This is a genomic window from Roseovarius lutimaris, assembly GCF_900115165.1.
GTDB lineage: Bacteria > Pseudomonadota > Alphaproteobacteria > Rhodobacterales > Rhodobacteraceae > Roseovarius > Roseovarius lutimaris.
In genome coordinates this window covers 26,009-39,366 of the sequence record NZ_FOVP01000003.1, presented here as the reverse complement: position 1 = coordinate 39,366, position 13,358 = coordinate 26,009, and the positions used below count along the sequence as shown (strand labels likewise).

The following is a 13,358-nucleotide window of genomic DNA, read 5'->3' as shown; positions in this document are numbered from 1 at the left end:
CTTGTCCCACGCGCCTCAATGCAGGTTATGCTGGCTGCCGGTGCCTTCTTCATCCATCAACCCCTGCCCGGTTCGGAACCGATCAAGCCGAAATCGCGCTGCGGCGGCGTGCGGTGTGTCGGTGGCAATCAGATGCGCCGTCACATCGCCCGAGGCCGGCACCGCCTTGAATCCGCCATAACACCAGCCGCAATTGAGATAGAGCCCGTCAACATGGGTGCGATCAATCACCGGCGAGCCGTCGGGCGACATATCCATGATCCCGCCCCAACTGCGCAGCACCCTTGCCTTGCCGATCATCGGCATCAAGGCCGTGCCCGCCTCCATCACATGCTCGACAAGCGGCAGGTTGCCGCGCGCCGCGTAAGAGGCATACATGTCAAGATCGCCCCCGAAAACCAGACCGCCCTTGTCCGACTGGCTGATATAGAAATGACCCATGCCAAAGCTGATCACATGGTCGATCACCGGCTTTAGCCCCTCGGTCACAAAGGCCTGCAACACGTGGCTTTCAATCGGGAGCCGCATACCCGCCATCGCCGCCACCTGGCTTGATCGCCCGGCCACAACCATGGCGACCTTTCTTGCCCGGATCGCACCGCGCGTGGTCTGCACGCCTTTGACGACGCCACCCTCGATGTCGATCCCGGTCACCTCGCAGTTCTGGATAAGGTCAACACCGCGCTCACTTGCGCCGCGCGCATAGCCCCAGGCAACCGCATCATGGCGCGCCGTGCCGGCCCGGCGCTGAAGCACGCCGCCATAGATCGGGAACCGGGCATTGTCGTAATCGAGGTAAGGCACCATCCGGCGCAGCGCGCGCCGGTCCAGCAATTCGGCATCATCGCCCTGATTGATCATCGCATTGCCGCGCCGCGCCATCGCATCGCGTTGTCCGTCGGAATGAAACAGCACGATCTGGCCACGCTGCGAATGCATGACGTTGTAATTCAGGTCCTGCTCAAGCCCCTCCCAGAGCTTCAGGGAGTGGCTGTAGAATTCCGAATTTCCGGGCAGGAAATAATTGGCGCGCACAATGGTGGTGTTGCGCCCCACATTGCCGCCGCCAAGATAGCCCTTCTCAAGAACGGCGACATTGGTGATGCCGTGCTTCTTGGCCAGGTAATAGGCCGTGGCAAGCCCATGCCCGCCGCCGCCGATGATCACGACGTCATACTCGGCTTTAGGAGCAGCGTCGCGCCAATGGGCTTGCCAGCCCTTGTTGCCGGTCAGACCCTCTTTAAGAACACGCCAGCCCGAGAACCGCATGTAACCCCCCTCATTATGCATTGGTCCGAGTGAACCAAGTCGCGGCGGGGATAGCAATGGCAGAGCAAGCGCTCTGTCAACTTTTTCACGCGATCATCGCGCCTGTGCCATTCCGGCGCTCATCCGCCCCTCACGTGTCGGCCTCGCGAGGCTGCCACGCAAGGGGCTGACGAGCCCCCGGTCAAAGCCCCATCGCGCGATAGCTCGCCGCCACCTTGGCGATCGACACAAGGTAGGCGGCCGTACGCAGGTCGGTCACATCCTGACGGCCATGCCAGACCTCGCGCATCGCCTGATAGGCAATGCGCATGGTGTCGTCGAGCCCCGAGCGCACCAGCTCAAGCTCGCCCGCGCCGCGCAGGTATTTCTGCTTGAAGCCGGGCGACATCACCCAGGCGTCGCCGAGGTGATGATCGAGACGCTGCAATTCATCGACGATAAGCTGATGGCGCGCTTCTTCCTGGCGTCGCCCCATCCGGCCAAACCGAATATGGCTCAGGTTCTTGACCCACTCGAAATAAGACACCGTCACACCGCCTGCGTTGGCATACATATCGGGGATGATCACCGTCCCCTTTTCGCGCAGAATGTCATCTGCCCCCGCAGTGACCGGCCCGTTGGCGGCCTCGATGATCAGCGGGGCCTTGATGCGGGCGGCGTTCTGCATGTTGATCACCCCCTCCATCGCGGCCGGGATCAGAATATCGCAATCGGCTTCAAGAACCACGGCCCCCTCGGCGCTGTGGTTGGCATCGGGATAATCCTTGATGCCGTCATGTTTCTGCATCCAATCCCGCACTGCCTCGACATCCAGGCCCGTCTCACTGTAAAGCGCGCCGTCGCGTTCGATGATGCCGGTGATCAGACAGCCGTCTTCGTCCTGCAGAAACTTGGCCGCGTGATAGCCCACATTGCCAAGCCCCTGCACCACGACACGCTTGCCATCAAGCGAGCCGCTCATACCGGCCGCCGCGATATCCTCGGGGTGGCGGAAAAACTCCTGCAAGGCATATTGCACCCCGCGCCCGGTCGCCTCGACCCTTCCCTGAATGCCGCCCGCGTTGATCGGCTTGCCGGTCACGCAGGCGCGATAATTGATATCGGTGGTGTTCATGCGCTTGTACTGATCGGCCATCCAGGCCATTTCGCGCTCGCCGGTGCCCATGTCGGGGGCCGGCACGTTTTGCGCCGGGTTGATCAGGTCGCGCTTGATCAACTCATAGGAAAACCGCCGGGTGATCATCTCAAGCTCGTGCTCTTCCCAGTCGCGAGGATCAATCCGCAAACCGCCCTTCGAGCCGCCAAACGGCGCCTCGACCAGTGCGCATTTATAGGTCATCAGCGCCGCCAGTGCCTCGACCTCGTCCTGATTGACGCCCATGGCATAGCGGATACCGCCCTTGACCGGTTCCATATGTTCGGAATGCACGCTGCGATAGCCGGTAAAGGTATGGATCTGCCCGCGCAGCCGCACCCCGAAACGCACCGTATAGGTGGCGTTGCAGACGCGGATTTTCTCTTCAAGTCCCGGCGGCAAGTCCATCAGCGCAACCGCACGGTTGAACATCAAATCTACACTCTCGCGAAAGCTTGGCTCTTTTACAGCGTTCATCATCCTCTCCCTTATGCGACCCGCGGCCATCTGCGTTGGTGCAGATCATTGGACCCAGAATCTTGAAACATGGTTAAGTGTCGCGACGATTTTGTCCACCCAACACAGAATCTCAGGCGAAATTCATCTGCAGGGGACATATATCCGCGGTTTTCGTTTCCACCTGAAGGACAATACCTATAAGGTAGGTATATTGTTGAATTCATTTGCTAAATTTTTAGCATTTCGCCATTTTCCTGCCCTAATTCTGCCACAGGTCACGCCGATAGATAAGGATGGTGGAATGTGTGGCCCGCTGGCCCGGCAGTCTCGATAGAGGTGATGGAATGCGTGTAAAGTGTAAGAAACGATCCGGTCCCGATGCCAATGGGCACAATGGACAAAACCCAATGCCCGCTTGGGCGGAACGGTTTGTGCATGAGGAAGATGGGACAGTAACAGTACTGGCCTTTTTCATCTTCGTTACCTTCCTGCTCATGGGCGGGCTCGGAATTGATACGATGCGCCAAGAAATGATGCGATCCCAATTGCAAGCCACACTTGATCGGGCCGTACTTGCAGGGGCCACTGCCGGGTCCAAAGAGGGCGCGCGCGCTGTTGTCGAAGATTATTTCGCCAAGGCCGGCATGTCCGCGTACCTCGAAGCGGAACAGGAAGGCGATATCGAGGTTTCGTTGAACTCGGCCAAGGTGAGCGCCAACGCCTCGATGACAATCGACACCTATCTGATGAAATTGGCTGGCGTCGACACCCTTAGCACCAGGGGCGGTTCGACCGCCGAGGTCAGGATTCCCAAACTGGAAATTGTTATGGCGCTCGACGTTTCCGGCTCGATGGCCGGCGACCGCCTTGCCAAGCTGAAACCCGCCGCCAAGGAGTTCGTGACCTCTATCATGAGCAGTACCGAACCGGGCGATGCAGTCATCTCGATTGTACCCTATAGCTGGGGTGTCTCTCCTCCAAAGTCGATATTTGATGCACTGACCGTGAACAAGACACATGACTATTCATGGTGCATCAAGCTGAAAGATGCTGACTTCACGACCACGACGATCAACCCGAATGTTGCCTATGACCAACAGATTTACACCTCGAAATTGGGCAACACCTTTGGCGACCTGACCACGACGCCGCTCGGCAGTTTTGGCGACACCTACTATCGGTCGTGCTATACTGATGAGTATTTCAGCATCTTGCCATATTCGATCAGTGAAACTGCCCTGCATGACAAGATTGATGGCTTGCAGGCAGCCGGAAGTACGTCGGGCGATGAAGGTATCAAATGGGCGTCAGCCTTGCTTGACCCTGCGTTCGCTTCGGTCGTCACCGAACTGCAACAAAACGTGGTGGGGGAAGTGACTCAGGACGATGGCTCGACGGTGGAAGTTCATGAGGTGGATTCCTCTCTGGCAAACCTGCCCGCACAGTTCAAGACCAGCGATACGCTCAAAGTTATCGTATTGATGGGCGATGGCGCCAACGACACATCCTATTTCTTCTCCAGCAATTCCTATCGCGGCCCGAATTCGGATTTGTACGAACTGACGCACAGCGAAGAGGAATTCTCTTACGCCTTCGATATGTACGACTCGAGCCGCCAGTGGCATGGTGCCCAATATGAACAGTACTGCTATCTGGACTGGCTTGAATGCGTCTACGTGTCTACTGGCGACGTCACATCGTCTTATTACCTGCGCCGTCCTTCCGACAGTCGGATGTACAACGTCACCGACGGCGGTTCAATGTCTTGGTCAAGCTTTTGGAATATAGTGGATGACTTGGTCGAAGACGACGGCGAGACTGTAAGGCGCCTCGACTGGGAGGAAGCGTGGGGGTTGATGTCGCCGGACTTTTACAGAACCATAACCGGCAACAGTGGTCCAAAGAACAACTACGCAAACAACGCCATTACCAGGTCGGACAAAGACACGCGTATGCAGAATATCTGCGCGGCCGCCAAAGCCAACGATAATATTATCATCTTCACCATCGCCTTCGAGATGGGGGGAGGCACGACTGCCGCTGAAAAAATCGCCAATTGTTCCACTGACTCGGATGAGGGCACTCACCACTACAATGCGACCAAAGTGAACATCAAAAGTGCATTCAGCTCCATCGCATCCAACGTGAAACACCTGAGGTTGACCCAATGAGACTCTCAGTCAAGAACATCCTGCGCCACTTCCGGCGCTGCGAAGACGGCACCGCATCACTTGAATTCGTGCTTGTGGCTCCGGTGTTCATCTCGCTTCTGATCATGTCGATCGAACTTGGTTTCGTCACCGTACGCAATACCATGCTCGAACGCGGTATGGATATTGCAGTACGAGAAATCCGGCTTGGCACGGGCAGCGCACCGCAACATGACGCGATCAAGCAGATCATCTGCGACAACACGGTGGTGATCAATGACTGCATGGGAAATCTGCGCCTCGAGATGAGGTCGACCGATATTCGCGCCTTCAACGCGCTTGACCCAGAGGCCGACTGCAATGACAACGCGGAGCCTGCTAAGCCGTTGCGAAAGTTCGAAGCCGGCGATGAGAACGAGCTGATGCTGCTGCGGGCCTGCCTGAAATACAATCCTCTCTTTCCGGAGGAAGTTCTCGGATCTGCATTGCGCAAAGACGACAGCGGGCAGGTCGAGATGATCGCCATGACCGCCTTTGTTCAGGAGCCCAAATAAGATGTTTATTTCCGATATAAGACGCGCCCTGCGCCGCTTTCGCAAATCCGAACACGGGACCGCCACGATGGAAACGGTAATCATGCTGCCGTTTCTCTTTACCGGGCTGGTCATGATGTATGATTTTTTCGACATCTTCCAGTTCAAGAATACGCGCGAAAAGGCAACCTATACGATCGCAGACATGCTGTCGCGTGAAACTGCTGTTGTGACCGACACCTATATCGACAACACCAAGGTTCTATATGACACGCTCACCGGAAACCGGGGCATAAACCAGATCAGGACATCGGTGGTGCGCTATCACAACGATCCGGACCAGAATATCGACGAATTCGATCTGCGTTGGTCCGAGGTGCGGGGCACCGGGGACCTCACGGAACTAACCGACACCGATGTGAAAAATGCGCATGCTGCCTTTCCGAACATGGTCGACGGCCAGGATCTGATCGTGGTGGAAACCCAGTCAACCTATGATCCGGGAATCACCCTTGGGTTTTTCGCGGGTACGCCAGTCACGACCAGCATGTTCATGAACCTACGCTTTGCCCCGCAACTCTGCTACACTGGGGTCTGCACGCCCTAGTCGGGCGGGCTCTGCCGGTTCATCTGGTCTTCCATGATTTCGGCCATGACCTTGGCATTGGCGCTTGCCGTCACACCGCCAACCCCGATGCGGCGCCCGACACGCCACCAGAGCCCCGGCTGCCATGCGGCCGGGGCTTTGCTCTTGAGCCGGATCGAGAACCCGTTTGACGGCTTGAAGGCAAAAACCCCACGCTCGACGCTTGCGAGATCGGCGATCCGCGCGATCATCACACCATCGTCGCTGCGCAATCCTTCACGGGTCAACTCAAGCGTGCGGGCGGTGGCCCGCCACATCCGCTCGGCCAGCCAGATCACAAGCGCGCCAAGCGCAACCATGACCAATTGCCAGCCCATGGCCGGCGGCTGAACCAGCGCCAGATAAAGCAGCAACACACCAAGCGAGCCAAGCGCCAGCACACCGATTACCCGGCGCGGGGTCGAAGCCCGCAGTACCGCCAGAACGTCATTATCTTGCATTGCCAGTCTCCCTTTGGACCGGCTTTACCCCGGCGGCGCGGCTTTGGCGAGGGGCGGCCCCCCAAACCCTCTCAAAAATGCACAAACGGCGTTCGGCGCTGAACAGAGCCAGGCCATGACGCCCGCGCCACAAGCGCCTATATCCTTGTGCAAAGGAGATATACCATGTCGATCAGACCCGTTCTGGAAACCCGCAAAGCCAAGGCAACGATGGAAGGGGCCGGTGTGCATCTGCACCGCGCCTTCGGGTTTCACGACCCGACCGAGCTTGACCCGTTCCTGCTGTTTGACGATTTTCGCAATGAAAATCCGGCCGATTACGCGCAGGGCTTTCCCTGGCATCCGCATCGCGGCATCGAGACCATCACCTATGTTTTGGCCGGTGAGGTTGAACATGGCGACAGCCTTGGCAATCAGGGCCGCCTTGGCGCGGGCGATGTGCAATGGATGACCGCCGGATCGGGCATCCTGCATCAGGAAATGCCGAAAGGAAACGCCAAAGGCCAGATGCACGGCTTTCAGCTTTGGGCGAACCTGCCCTCTTCGCTCAAGATGACCGCGCCGCGCTATCAGGACGTCACCGCGCCTGATATCCCCGTAGTCGTCGATGACGACGGCACCGCCGTACGCGTCATCGTCGGCGCATTCTGGGGCAAGCGCGGCCCGGTCGATGGGATCGCGGCCGATCCGCAATACCTTGATATCTCGGTGCCGCCGGGGGTGAAAAAGACTTTTCCCGTCGATACCTACAGACGCAGCTTTGCCTATGTTTTCGAGGGTGCGGGTGCCTTTGCCGATGCCAGTACGCCCGAGGGCGTGCTGTTGGAAAAGGAGGTGGCCGGGCAAGAGGTGAATATTCGCGACCTGTCGGGCAACCGCACCCTGATCCGCTTTGGCACCGGCGACGAGGTCACGGTGCAGGCCGGCCCCGAGGGCATCCGCTTTCTGCTGATCTCAGGCGCGCCGATCGCCGAGCCGGTCGCCTGGCACGGGCCGATCGTGATGAATACCAAGGACGAGCTGCGCACCGCCATGGCCGATCTGCGCAACGGCACCTTCATCAAACCCGCGCATTAGGCGTATCGCCCCAGAATATTCGCCGAATAATCCGGGGCCCGGTGGCGGGCGGCAGGCAGAGCCTGTCAGACCGCCACCGCCTTGCGCACCATGTCGCAGTAAATCTCTTCGACCTCGGGCAGGCTTAGCCGTCCCTTGTCACGAAACCAGGTGTTGACCCCGGTCAGCATCGCAATCAGCGCCATGCTGGTGATCCGTGCGTCCGTCACCGCAAAGCGGCCCTCTGCCACGCCGCGTTGCAGGATGTCCTGAAGCTGGGTTTCATAGGTCTTGCGCAGCCCTTCGATCACCGCAAAGTTTTCCGGACTCAGGTTGCGCAATTCCATGTAGGAAATGAACACCGCCTCGGGACGGCGCGCGTGAAAGCGGATGTGAAACCGGGTGAAGGCCTCAAGTGCTGCCATCGGATCGCCCGGCCAAGGCTCGCCCCCGCGCGCGGCCAGCAGCTCATCCATATGCGCCTTCATCAACTCGTAAAGCAATGTCTGCTTGTCGGGGGTATAGTTGTAAAGCGCCCCCGCCTGCACCCCGACCGCGCCGGCAATCTGGCGCATCGACACTGCCGCATAGCCATGGCGCGCAAAAAGCGAAAGTGCCGCATCGCGAACGCGGGGGCCGGTGATATCGGAATGAGAGCCTTGGGTACGTGCCATACGCAAGATTTAACTGAACATACGTTCAAATCAAAGCCCTTGCTTGCCCTGCACCCCAAAAGAATGGCAATAGGGATCAAACCTGCCCTTTGCGAAAGGACATATTCGGGATGCGCCTTTGCCCTGCCCCCCTTTTGGCCGCCCTGGCCATGGGTTTGATCGCGGGCTGCGAGCCCTTCCCGACCTTTGAGGTCAGCGAAAGCGCCCGCGCTGCGGCCTACCCGGCGCTTGTACCGGTCGAAGCGATCACCGGCCAGGTTCCCGCAGAGACCATCGCGCCTGAAACCTCATCCGACCTTGCCGGGCGCGCCGCGCGTCTCAAGGCGCGCGCGGCCCGCCTTGGCGGGAGCGTTGTCGACGCAGAAACCCGGAAACGCATGCAAACCGGCGTTAAATAGCGAAATCCACCGCTTAATCCGCCCAAGCCGCGTTGCAAGGCCCCCGCGAACCCGTTACATCGCGCATCCAAACCCTTACAGTGACAATCGGAGAGCCCCATGAACACACCCCTGCGCCTTGGCATCGCCGGATTGGGCACGGTCGGCACCGGTGTCGTCAAGATCATCCGCCAGAAAGCAGAGCTTCTGGCCGCCCGCGCGGGCCGCCCTGTCGTGATAACCGCCGTCTCGGCGCGCACCCGCGACAAGGATCGTGGCGTCAACCTGGCCGATTACACCTGGGAAGACGATCCCGTCGCCCTGGCCAAGCGCGATGATGTCGATGTCTTTGTCGAGTTGATGGGTGGAAGCGACGGCCCCGCCAAGGCCGCGACCGAGGCCGCGATTGCCGCAGGCAAGGATGTGGTCACCGCCAATAAGGCGATGCTCGCGCATCACGGTCACGCCCTTGCGCTTGCCGCCGAAGAGGCCGGTCGCGTGATCCGCTTCGAGGCCGCTGTCGCGGGCGGCATTCCGGTGATCAAGGCCCTGACCGAAGGGCTTGCCGGCAATGACATCACCCGCGTGATGGGGGTGATGAACGGCACCTGCAACTATATCTTGACGCGCATGCTTTCGGCCGGCCTGCCCTATCAGACGGTGTTTGAAGAGGCCGACAAGCTTGGCTATCTTGAGGCCGACCCGACGCTTGACGTGGGCGGCATCGACGCCGGGCACAAGCTTTCGCTGCTTTCGGCGATTGCCTTTGGGGTCCAGGTCGATTTCGGCGCGGTTGCCCTTGAGGGCATCGAGAAAGTCACCATCGAGGATATCCGCCACGCCGCCGATATGGGCTATCGGATCAAGCTTCTGGGGGTGGCCCAGATGACCGGCCGCGGCCTCGAACAGCGCATGTCGCCCTGCCTTGTCCCCGCCAAGAGCCCGCTTGGACAGCTTGAAGGCGGCACCAATATGGTGGTGCTTGAGGGCGACAATGTCGAACAGATCGTTCTGCGCGGGCCCGGTGCCGGCATGGGCCCCACCGCAAGCGCGGTGATGGGTGATGTGATGGATGTCGCGCGCGGCTTTCGCATGCCGACCTTTGGACAACCCGCCGCAGGCCTTGTCAGGGCCACCGCCGCCAGCAGCGCAACTCCGGCGCCCTATTATCTGCGCATGTCGCTTGACGACAAGCCCGGCGCGCTTGCCAAAGTCGCCACCCTTCTGGGCGAGGCCGGGATCTCGATCGACCGGATGCGCCAGTATCGCCACGATGACACAACCGCGCCGGTGCTTGTGGTCACCCACAAGACAACCCGCAACGCGCTTGATACCGCCCTATCGGGCATCAACAAGCTTGACGTTCTGGCCGCCGAGCCGGTCGCGCTGCGTATCGAAACCGTATAATCGCCCCCCCCCCCCCCCCCCCCCCCCCCCCCCCCCCCCCCCCCCCCCCCCCCCCCCCCCCCCCCCCCCCCCCCCCCCCCCCCCCCCCCCCCCCCCCCGGCCCCGCCGCGCCCACCCTTGTGTGGCGCAGGGGCGGGCGCTAGTGTTTTTCGACCCCCGTTTTACAAGGACCCGCTTATCATGACCAATGAGCCTGCTTTTAATGACCGGATGCTGTCTCTTGGGCTGGCGCGCGTGTCCGAGGCGGCCGCTCTGGCCTGTGCCGATCTGATCGGGCGCGGCGACGAGAAAGCCGCCGATCAGGCCGCCGTAAATGCCATGCGCGAACAGCTTAACATGCTGGCCATCAAGGGCGTGGTCGTGATTGGCGAAGGCGAGCGGGATGAGGCGCCGATGCTTTATATCGGCGAAGAGGTCGGCACCGGCGATGGCCCCGGCGTCGATATCGCGCTTGACCCGCTGGAAGGCACCACCCTGACCGCCAAGGCGATGCCGAACGCCCTGACCGTGATTGCCATGGCGCCGCGCGGCACGCTGTTGCACGCCCCTGATACCTATATGGAAAAGCTGGCGATCGGGCCGGGCTATCCCACCGATGTGGTGTCGCTTGCGATGTCGCCGCGCGAGCGGGTCGAGGCCCTGGCGAAGGCGCGCGATTGCCGCCCTTCGGAAATCACCGTCTGCGTGCTTGAACGCCCGCGCCACCAGGAGATGATCACCGAGTTGCGCGAAACCGGCGCGGCGGTGGTCCTTATCCCTGACGGCGATGTGGCCGGCGTGATCCATTGCGCCGAGGCCGAACGCACCGGCATCGACATGTACATGGGCACCGGCGGCGCCCCCGAAGGCGTACTGGCGGCCAGTGCCCTTAAATGCATGGGCGGGCAGATGTGGGGCCGCCTCGTGTTTCGCAATGACGACGAAAAAGCCCGCGCCAGCAAGGCCGGCATCACCGATTTCGACCGCATCTATGCCCGCGATGAAATGGTGACCGGTGACGTGATCTTTGCCGCCACCGGGGTGACCGACGGATCAATCACCGCAGGGGTCAAACGCCGCCCCGGTTACGTGGAAACCGAAACCGTGCTCATGCGCTCGCGCACCGGATCGTTGCGCCGGATGATCTATCGCAACCCGATTGCTTGATCGCGGGTTCATCTCGGGGGCGCTGCCCCCGTCGCCCGATGGGCGACTCCCCCGGGATATTTCCGGCCAGAAGAAACAGGCGCGCGTGATATGACCGGTTTTCTTGGTGTCGAGACTTCGATTAGCGGTCGGCAATGGTGCGGCCCCGGAATTGAGCGTGACCGCCAGGCCGAAGCGATGGCGCAGGCCACGTCCCTGCCCCGCCCGCTCTGTCAGACGCTGGCGCGGCTTGGGGTCGCGGCAGAGGCGGCCGAGGCCTATCTCACGCCTGCGTTGCGCGATCTCTTGCCCGACCCACGCAGCCTGCGCGATATGCAAAGGGCCGCCGAACGGTTTCTGCTGGCCGTTGAGAAGCGTCAGAAAATCGCGATCTTTGCCGATTATGATGTCGATGGCGGGTCTTCGGCGGCGCTGTTGATCGACTGGCTGCGCCAGATGGAGCAGCCCGCCCCGACGCTTTATATCCCCGATCGCATCGACGAGGGCTATGGGCCCAACGAGCCCGCCATGGCCGATCTTGCGGCGAGTCATGACCTGATCATCTGCGTTGATTGCGGCACCCTCAGCCACGCGCCAGTGGCCGCCGCAAAGGGCGCCGATGTGGTCATCCTTGACCACCATCTTGGCGGGGAAACCCTGCCCGAGGCCTGGGCGGTGGTAAACCCCAACCGCCAGGATGAAACCGGCGATCTGGCGCATCTTTGTGCCGCCGGCGTCGTGTTCCTGATGCTGGTCGAAGCCGGGCGCCAATTGCGCGAGGCGGGAAAGAGCGGGCCGGATCTTATGGGGTGTCTCGATCTGGTGGCTTTGGCCACGGTGGCCGATGTGGCGCCGCTGATTGGCGTCAACCGCGCCTTTGTCCGCCAAGGTCTTCGGATCATGGCACGGCGCGAACGGGCCGGCCTTGTGGCCCTGGCCGATGTGGCGCGAATGGATGCCACGCCCAACGCCTATCACCTTGGGTTCCTTCTTGGGCCAAGGGTGAATGCCGGCGGGCGGATCGGGCGCGCCGATCTTGGCGCGCGGCTTCTGGCCTGTGATAACCCGGTCGAGGCCCGCGCAATGGCCGAACGCCTTGATCAGCTCAACACAGAACGCCGCGACGTCGAAGCAGAGGTGCGCGCCGCCGCAATGGAACAGGCCGAAACACGCGGCTTTGACGCACCGCTGGTCTGGGCCGCCGACGAAGGCTGGCATCCCGGCGTTGTCGGCATTGTCGCCAGCCGCCTGAAAGAGGCCGCCAACCGCCCCGCCATCGTGATCGGTCTTGATGGCGATGAGGGCAAAGGCTCGGGGCGCTCGGTCGCGGGCATTGATCTTGGCGCCGCCATTCAGCGGCTCGCCGCCGAGGGGCTGTTGATCAAGGGCGGGGGGCACAAGATGGCTGCCGGTCTGAGCGTGGCGCGCGACAAGCTTGAACCGGCAATGGCGCGTCTGTCCGAACTGTTGGAAAAGCAGGGCGCGGGCAGTTTTGGGCCCGCAGATCTCAGGCTTGACGGGGTACTTATGCCCGGCGCCGCGATACTCGACTTGGTCACCCAGATCGACGCCGCCGGCCCGTTTGGCGCAGGCGCGCCGGGGCCACGCTATGTCTTTCCCGACTGTCAGATCACTTTTGCCAAACAGGTCGGCGACAGCCATCTGAAATTGCGCTTTGGCGATGGCATGGGGGCCAGCCTTGATGCGATTGCCTTTGGCGCCTTCGACGGCCCTCTGGGCCCTGCCCTGATGGCTCATGGCGGCGCGCGCTTTCATCTCGCCGGGCGGCTTGAGATCAACACCTGGAATGGCCGACAGTCGGTGCAATTGCGCCTCGAAGACGCCGCCCCGGCCGCTCTTGTCCCCTGAAATCCGCCCGCGCGTAGCCGGCATCACAAGCCAGCCGAATTTTCTTTGGCCAAGGCGAAGTTTTTACAAAATCCCCCTTGCGCAGCCCGCCGGTTTTGCCTAGTACCGCGACACGCCAACGCTGGCCCGTTCGTCTATCGGTTAGGACGCCAGGTTTTCAACCTGGAAAGAGGGGTTCGATTCCCCTACGGGCTGCCACATCTTGCGCTAGTGCGTTG

General features: G+C 61.0%; 12 protein-coding genes and 1 tRNA gene. 9 read left to right on the top strand and 4 right to left on the bottom strand.

Annotation, left to right across the window (positions count from 1 at the left end; genetic code table 11):
- Positions 1–15 precede the first annotated feature (15 nt).
- Both BMZ91_RS03210 and BMZ91_RS03205 read right to left on the bottom strand, forming a co-directional pair.
- Entirely contained in the window at positions 16–1,269 is a 1,254-nt protein-coding gene (locus BMZ91_RS03210) for a sarcosine oxidase subunit beta family protein (RefSeq protein ID WP_092835091.1), read from the bottom strand.
- A 181-nt stretch (positions 1,270–1,450) separates the two neighbouring features.
- Positions 1,451–2,881 (bottom strand): Glu/Leu/Phe/Val family dehydrogenase, encoded by a 1,431-nt coding sequence (locus tag BMZ91_RS03205; protein ID WP_092835089.1) that lies wholly within the window; start codon positions 2,879–2,881, stop codon positions 1,451–1,453.
- A gap of 389 nt (positions 2,882–3,270) precedes the next feature.
- Between BMZ91_RS03205 and BMZ91_RS03200 the strand changes: the two genes are divergently transcribed.
- Genes BMZ91_RS03200 through BMZ91_RS03190 form a run of 3 tightly spaced genes read left to right on the top strand, consistent with a single transcriptional unit; the run spans position 3,271 to position 6,153 of the window.
- Positions 3,271–5,034: a TadE/TadG family type IV pilus assembly protein gene (locus tag BMZ91_RS03200; protein WP_092834246.1), complete on the top strand. Its 1,764-nt coding sequence runs from the start codon at positions 3,271–3,273 to the stop codon at positions 5,032–5,034.
- Positions 5,031–5,567: a TadE/TadG family type IV pilus assembly protein gene (locus BMZ91_RS03195; protein WP_092834244.1), complete on the top strand. Its 537-nt coding sequence runs from the start codon at positions 5,031–5,033 to the stop codon at positions 5,565–5,567. The genes BMZ91_RS03200 and BMZ91_RS03195 overlap by 4 nt, the downstream gene beginning before the upstream one ends.
- Before the next feature lies 1 nt (position 5,568).
- Complete coding sequence (locus BMZ91_RS03190; RefSeq protein WP_092834242.1) at positions 5,569–6,153, top strand: TadE/TadG family type IV pilus assembly protein; 585 nt, start codon at positions 5,569–5,571, stop codon at positions 6,151–6,153.
- On the opposite strand, the gene BMZ91_RS03185 is transcribed toward BMZ91_RS03190, so the two are convergent.
- On the bottom strand, positions 6,150–6,632 hold the full coding sequence (locus BMZ91_RS03185; RefSeq protein ID WP_092834240.1) for a hypothetical protein: 483 nt from the start codon (positions 6,630–6,632) through the stop codon (positions 6,150–6,152). The two genes, BMZ91_RS03190 and BMZ91_RS03185, sit on opposite strands and share 4 nt — an antisense overlap.
- 165 nt (positions 6,633–6,797) lie before the next feature.
- On the opposite strand from BMZ91_RS03185, the gene BMZ91_RS03180 reads away from it, so the two are divergent.
- Positions 6,798–7,709 carry a pirin family protein gene (locus BMZ91_RS03180; RefSeq protein ID WP_092834238.1) on the top strand — a complete coding sequence of 304 codons (912 nt, stop codon included), beginning with the start codon at positions 6,798–6,800 and terminating at the stop codon, positions 7,707–7,709.
- Between the two features lie 65 nt (positions 7,710–7,774).
- On the opposite strand, the gene BMZ91_RS03175 is transcribed toward BMZ91_RS03180, so the two are convergent.
- A complete protein-coding gene (locus BMZ91_RS03175) occupies positions 7,775–8,362 on the bottom strand; it encodes a TetR/AcrR family transcriptional regulator (protein ID WP_092834236.1) in 588 nt (195 codons plus the stop codon).
- 110 nt (positions 8,363–8,472) lie between these two features.
- Between BMZ91_RS03175 and BMZ91_RS03170 the strand changes: the two genes are divergently transcribed.
- From BMZ91_RS03170 to BMZ91_RS03145, 5 genes are all read left to right on the top strand, one after another.
- Positions 8,473–8,760, top strand: a complete 288-nt coding sequence (locus BMZ91_RS03170; protein ID WP_092834234.1) for a hypothetical protein — start codon at positions 8,473–8,475, stop codon at positions 8,758–8,760.
- A gap of 99 nt (positions 8,761–8,859) precedes the next feature.
- Complete coding sequence (locus BMZ91_RS03165) at positions 8,860–10,146, top strand: homoserine dehydrogenase (RefSeq protein WP_092834232.1); 1,287 nt, start codon at positions 8,860–8,862, stop codon at positions 10,144–10,146.
- Positions 10,147–10,326: 180 nt separating this feature from the next.
- Positions 10,327–11,292: a class II fructose-bisphosphatase gene (glpX, locus tag BMZ91_RS03155; RefSeq protein ID WP_092834230.1), complete on the top strand. Its 966-nt coding sequence runs from the start codon at positions 10,327–10,329 to the stop codon at positions 11,290–11,292.
- A gap of 90 nt (positions 11,293–11,382) precedes the next feature.
- Complete coding sequence (gene recJ / locus BMZ91_RS03150; RefSeq protein WP_092834228.1) at positions 11,383–13,140, top strand: single-stranded-DNA-specific exonuclease RecJ; 1,758 nt, start codon at positions 11,383–11,385, stop codon at positions 13,138–13,140.
- Between the two features lie 123 nt (positions 13,141–13,263).
- A tRNA-Glu gene (locus BMZ91_RS03145) sits at positions 13,264–13,338 on the top strand.
- Positions 13,339–13,358 lie beyond the last annotated feature (20 nt).

Bases quoted from the DNA above. Each gene is read 5' to 3' on its own strand.
- BMZ91_RS03195 (WP_092834244.1), top strand. From the start codon at position 5,031: ATGAGACTCTCAGTCAAGAACATCCTGCGCCACTTCCGGCGCTGCGAA.
- BMZ91_RS03190 (WP_092834242.1), top strand. From the start codon at position 5,569: ATGTTTATTTCCGATATAAGACGCGCCCTGCGCCGCTTTCGCAAATCC.
- BMZ91_RS03200 (WP_092834246.1), top strand. From the start codon at position 3,271: ATGCCCGCTTGGGCGGAACGGTTTGTGCATGAGGAAGATGGGACAGTA.
- BMZ91_RS03165 (WP_092834232.1), top strand. From the start codon at position 8,860: ATGAACACACCCCTGCGCCTTGGCATCGCCGGATTGGGCACGGTCGGC.
- BMZ91_RS03210 (WP_092835091.1), bottom strand. From the start codon at position 1,269: ATGCGGTTCTCGGGCTGGCGTGTTCTTAAAGAGGGTCTGACCGGCAAC.
- recJ (WP_092834228.1), top strand. From the start codon at position 11,383: ATGACCGGTTTTCTTGGTGTCGAGACTTCGATTAGCGGTCGGCAATGG.
- BMZ91_RS03170 (WP_092834234.1), top strand. From the start codon at position 8,473: ATGCGCCTTTGCCCTGCCCCCCTTTTGGCCGCCCTGGCCATGGGTTTG.
- BMZ91_RS03185 (WP_092834240.1), bottom strand. From the start codon at position 6,632: ATGCAAGATAATGACGTTCTGGCGGTACTGCGGGCTTCGACCCCGCGC.
- BMZ91_RS03205 (WP_092835089.1), bottom strand. From the start codon at position 2,881: ATGAACGCTGTAAAAGAGCCAAGCTTTCGCGAGAGTGTAGATTTGATG.
- BMZ91_RS03175 (WP_092834236.1), bottom strand. From the start codon at position 8,362: ATGGCACGTACCCAAGGCTCTCATTCCGATATCACCGGCCCCCGCGTT.
- glpX (WP_092834230.1), top strand. From the start codon at position 10,327: ATGACCAATGAGCCTGCTTTTAATGACCGGATGCTGTCTCTTGGGCTG.
- BMZ91_RS03180 (WP_092834238.1), top strand. From the start codon at position 6,798: ATGTCGATCAGACCCGTTCTGGAAACCCGCAAAGCCAAGGCAACGATG.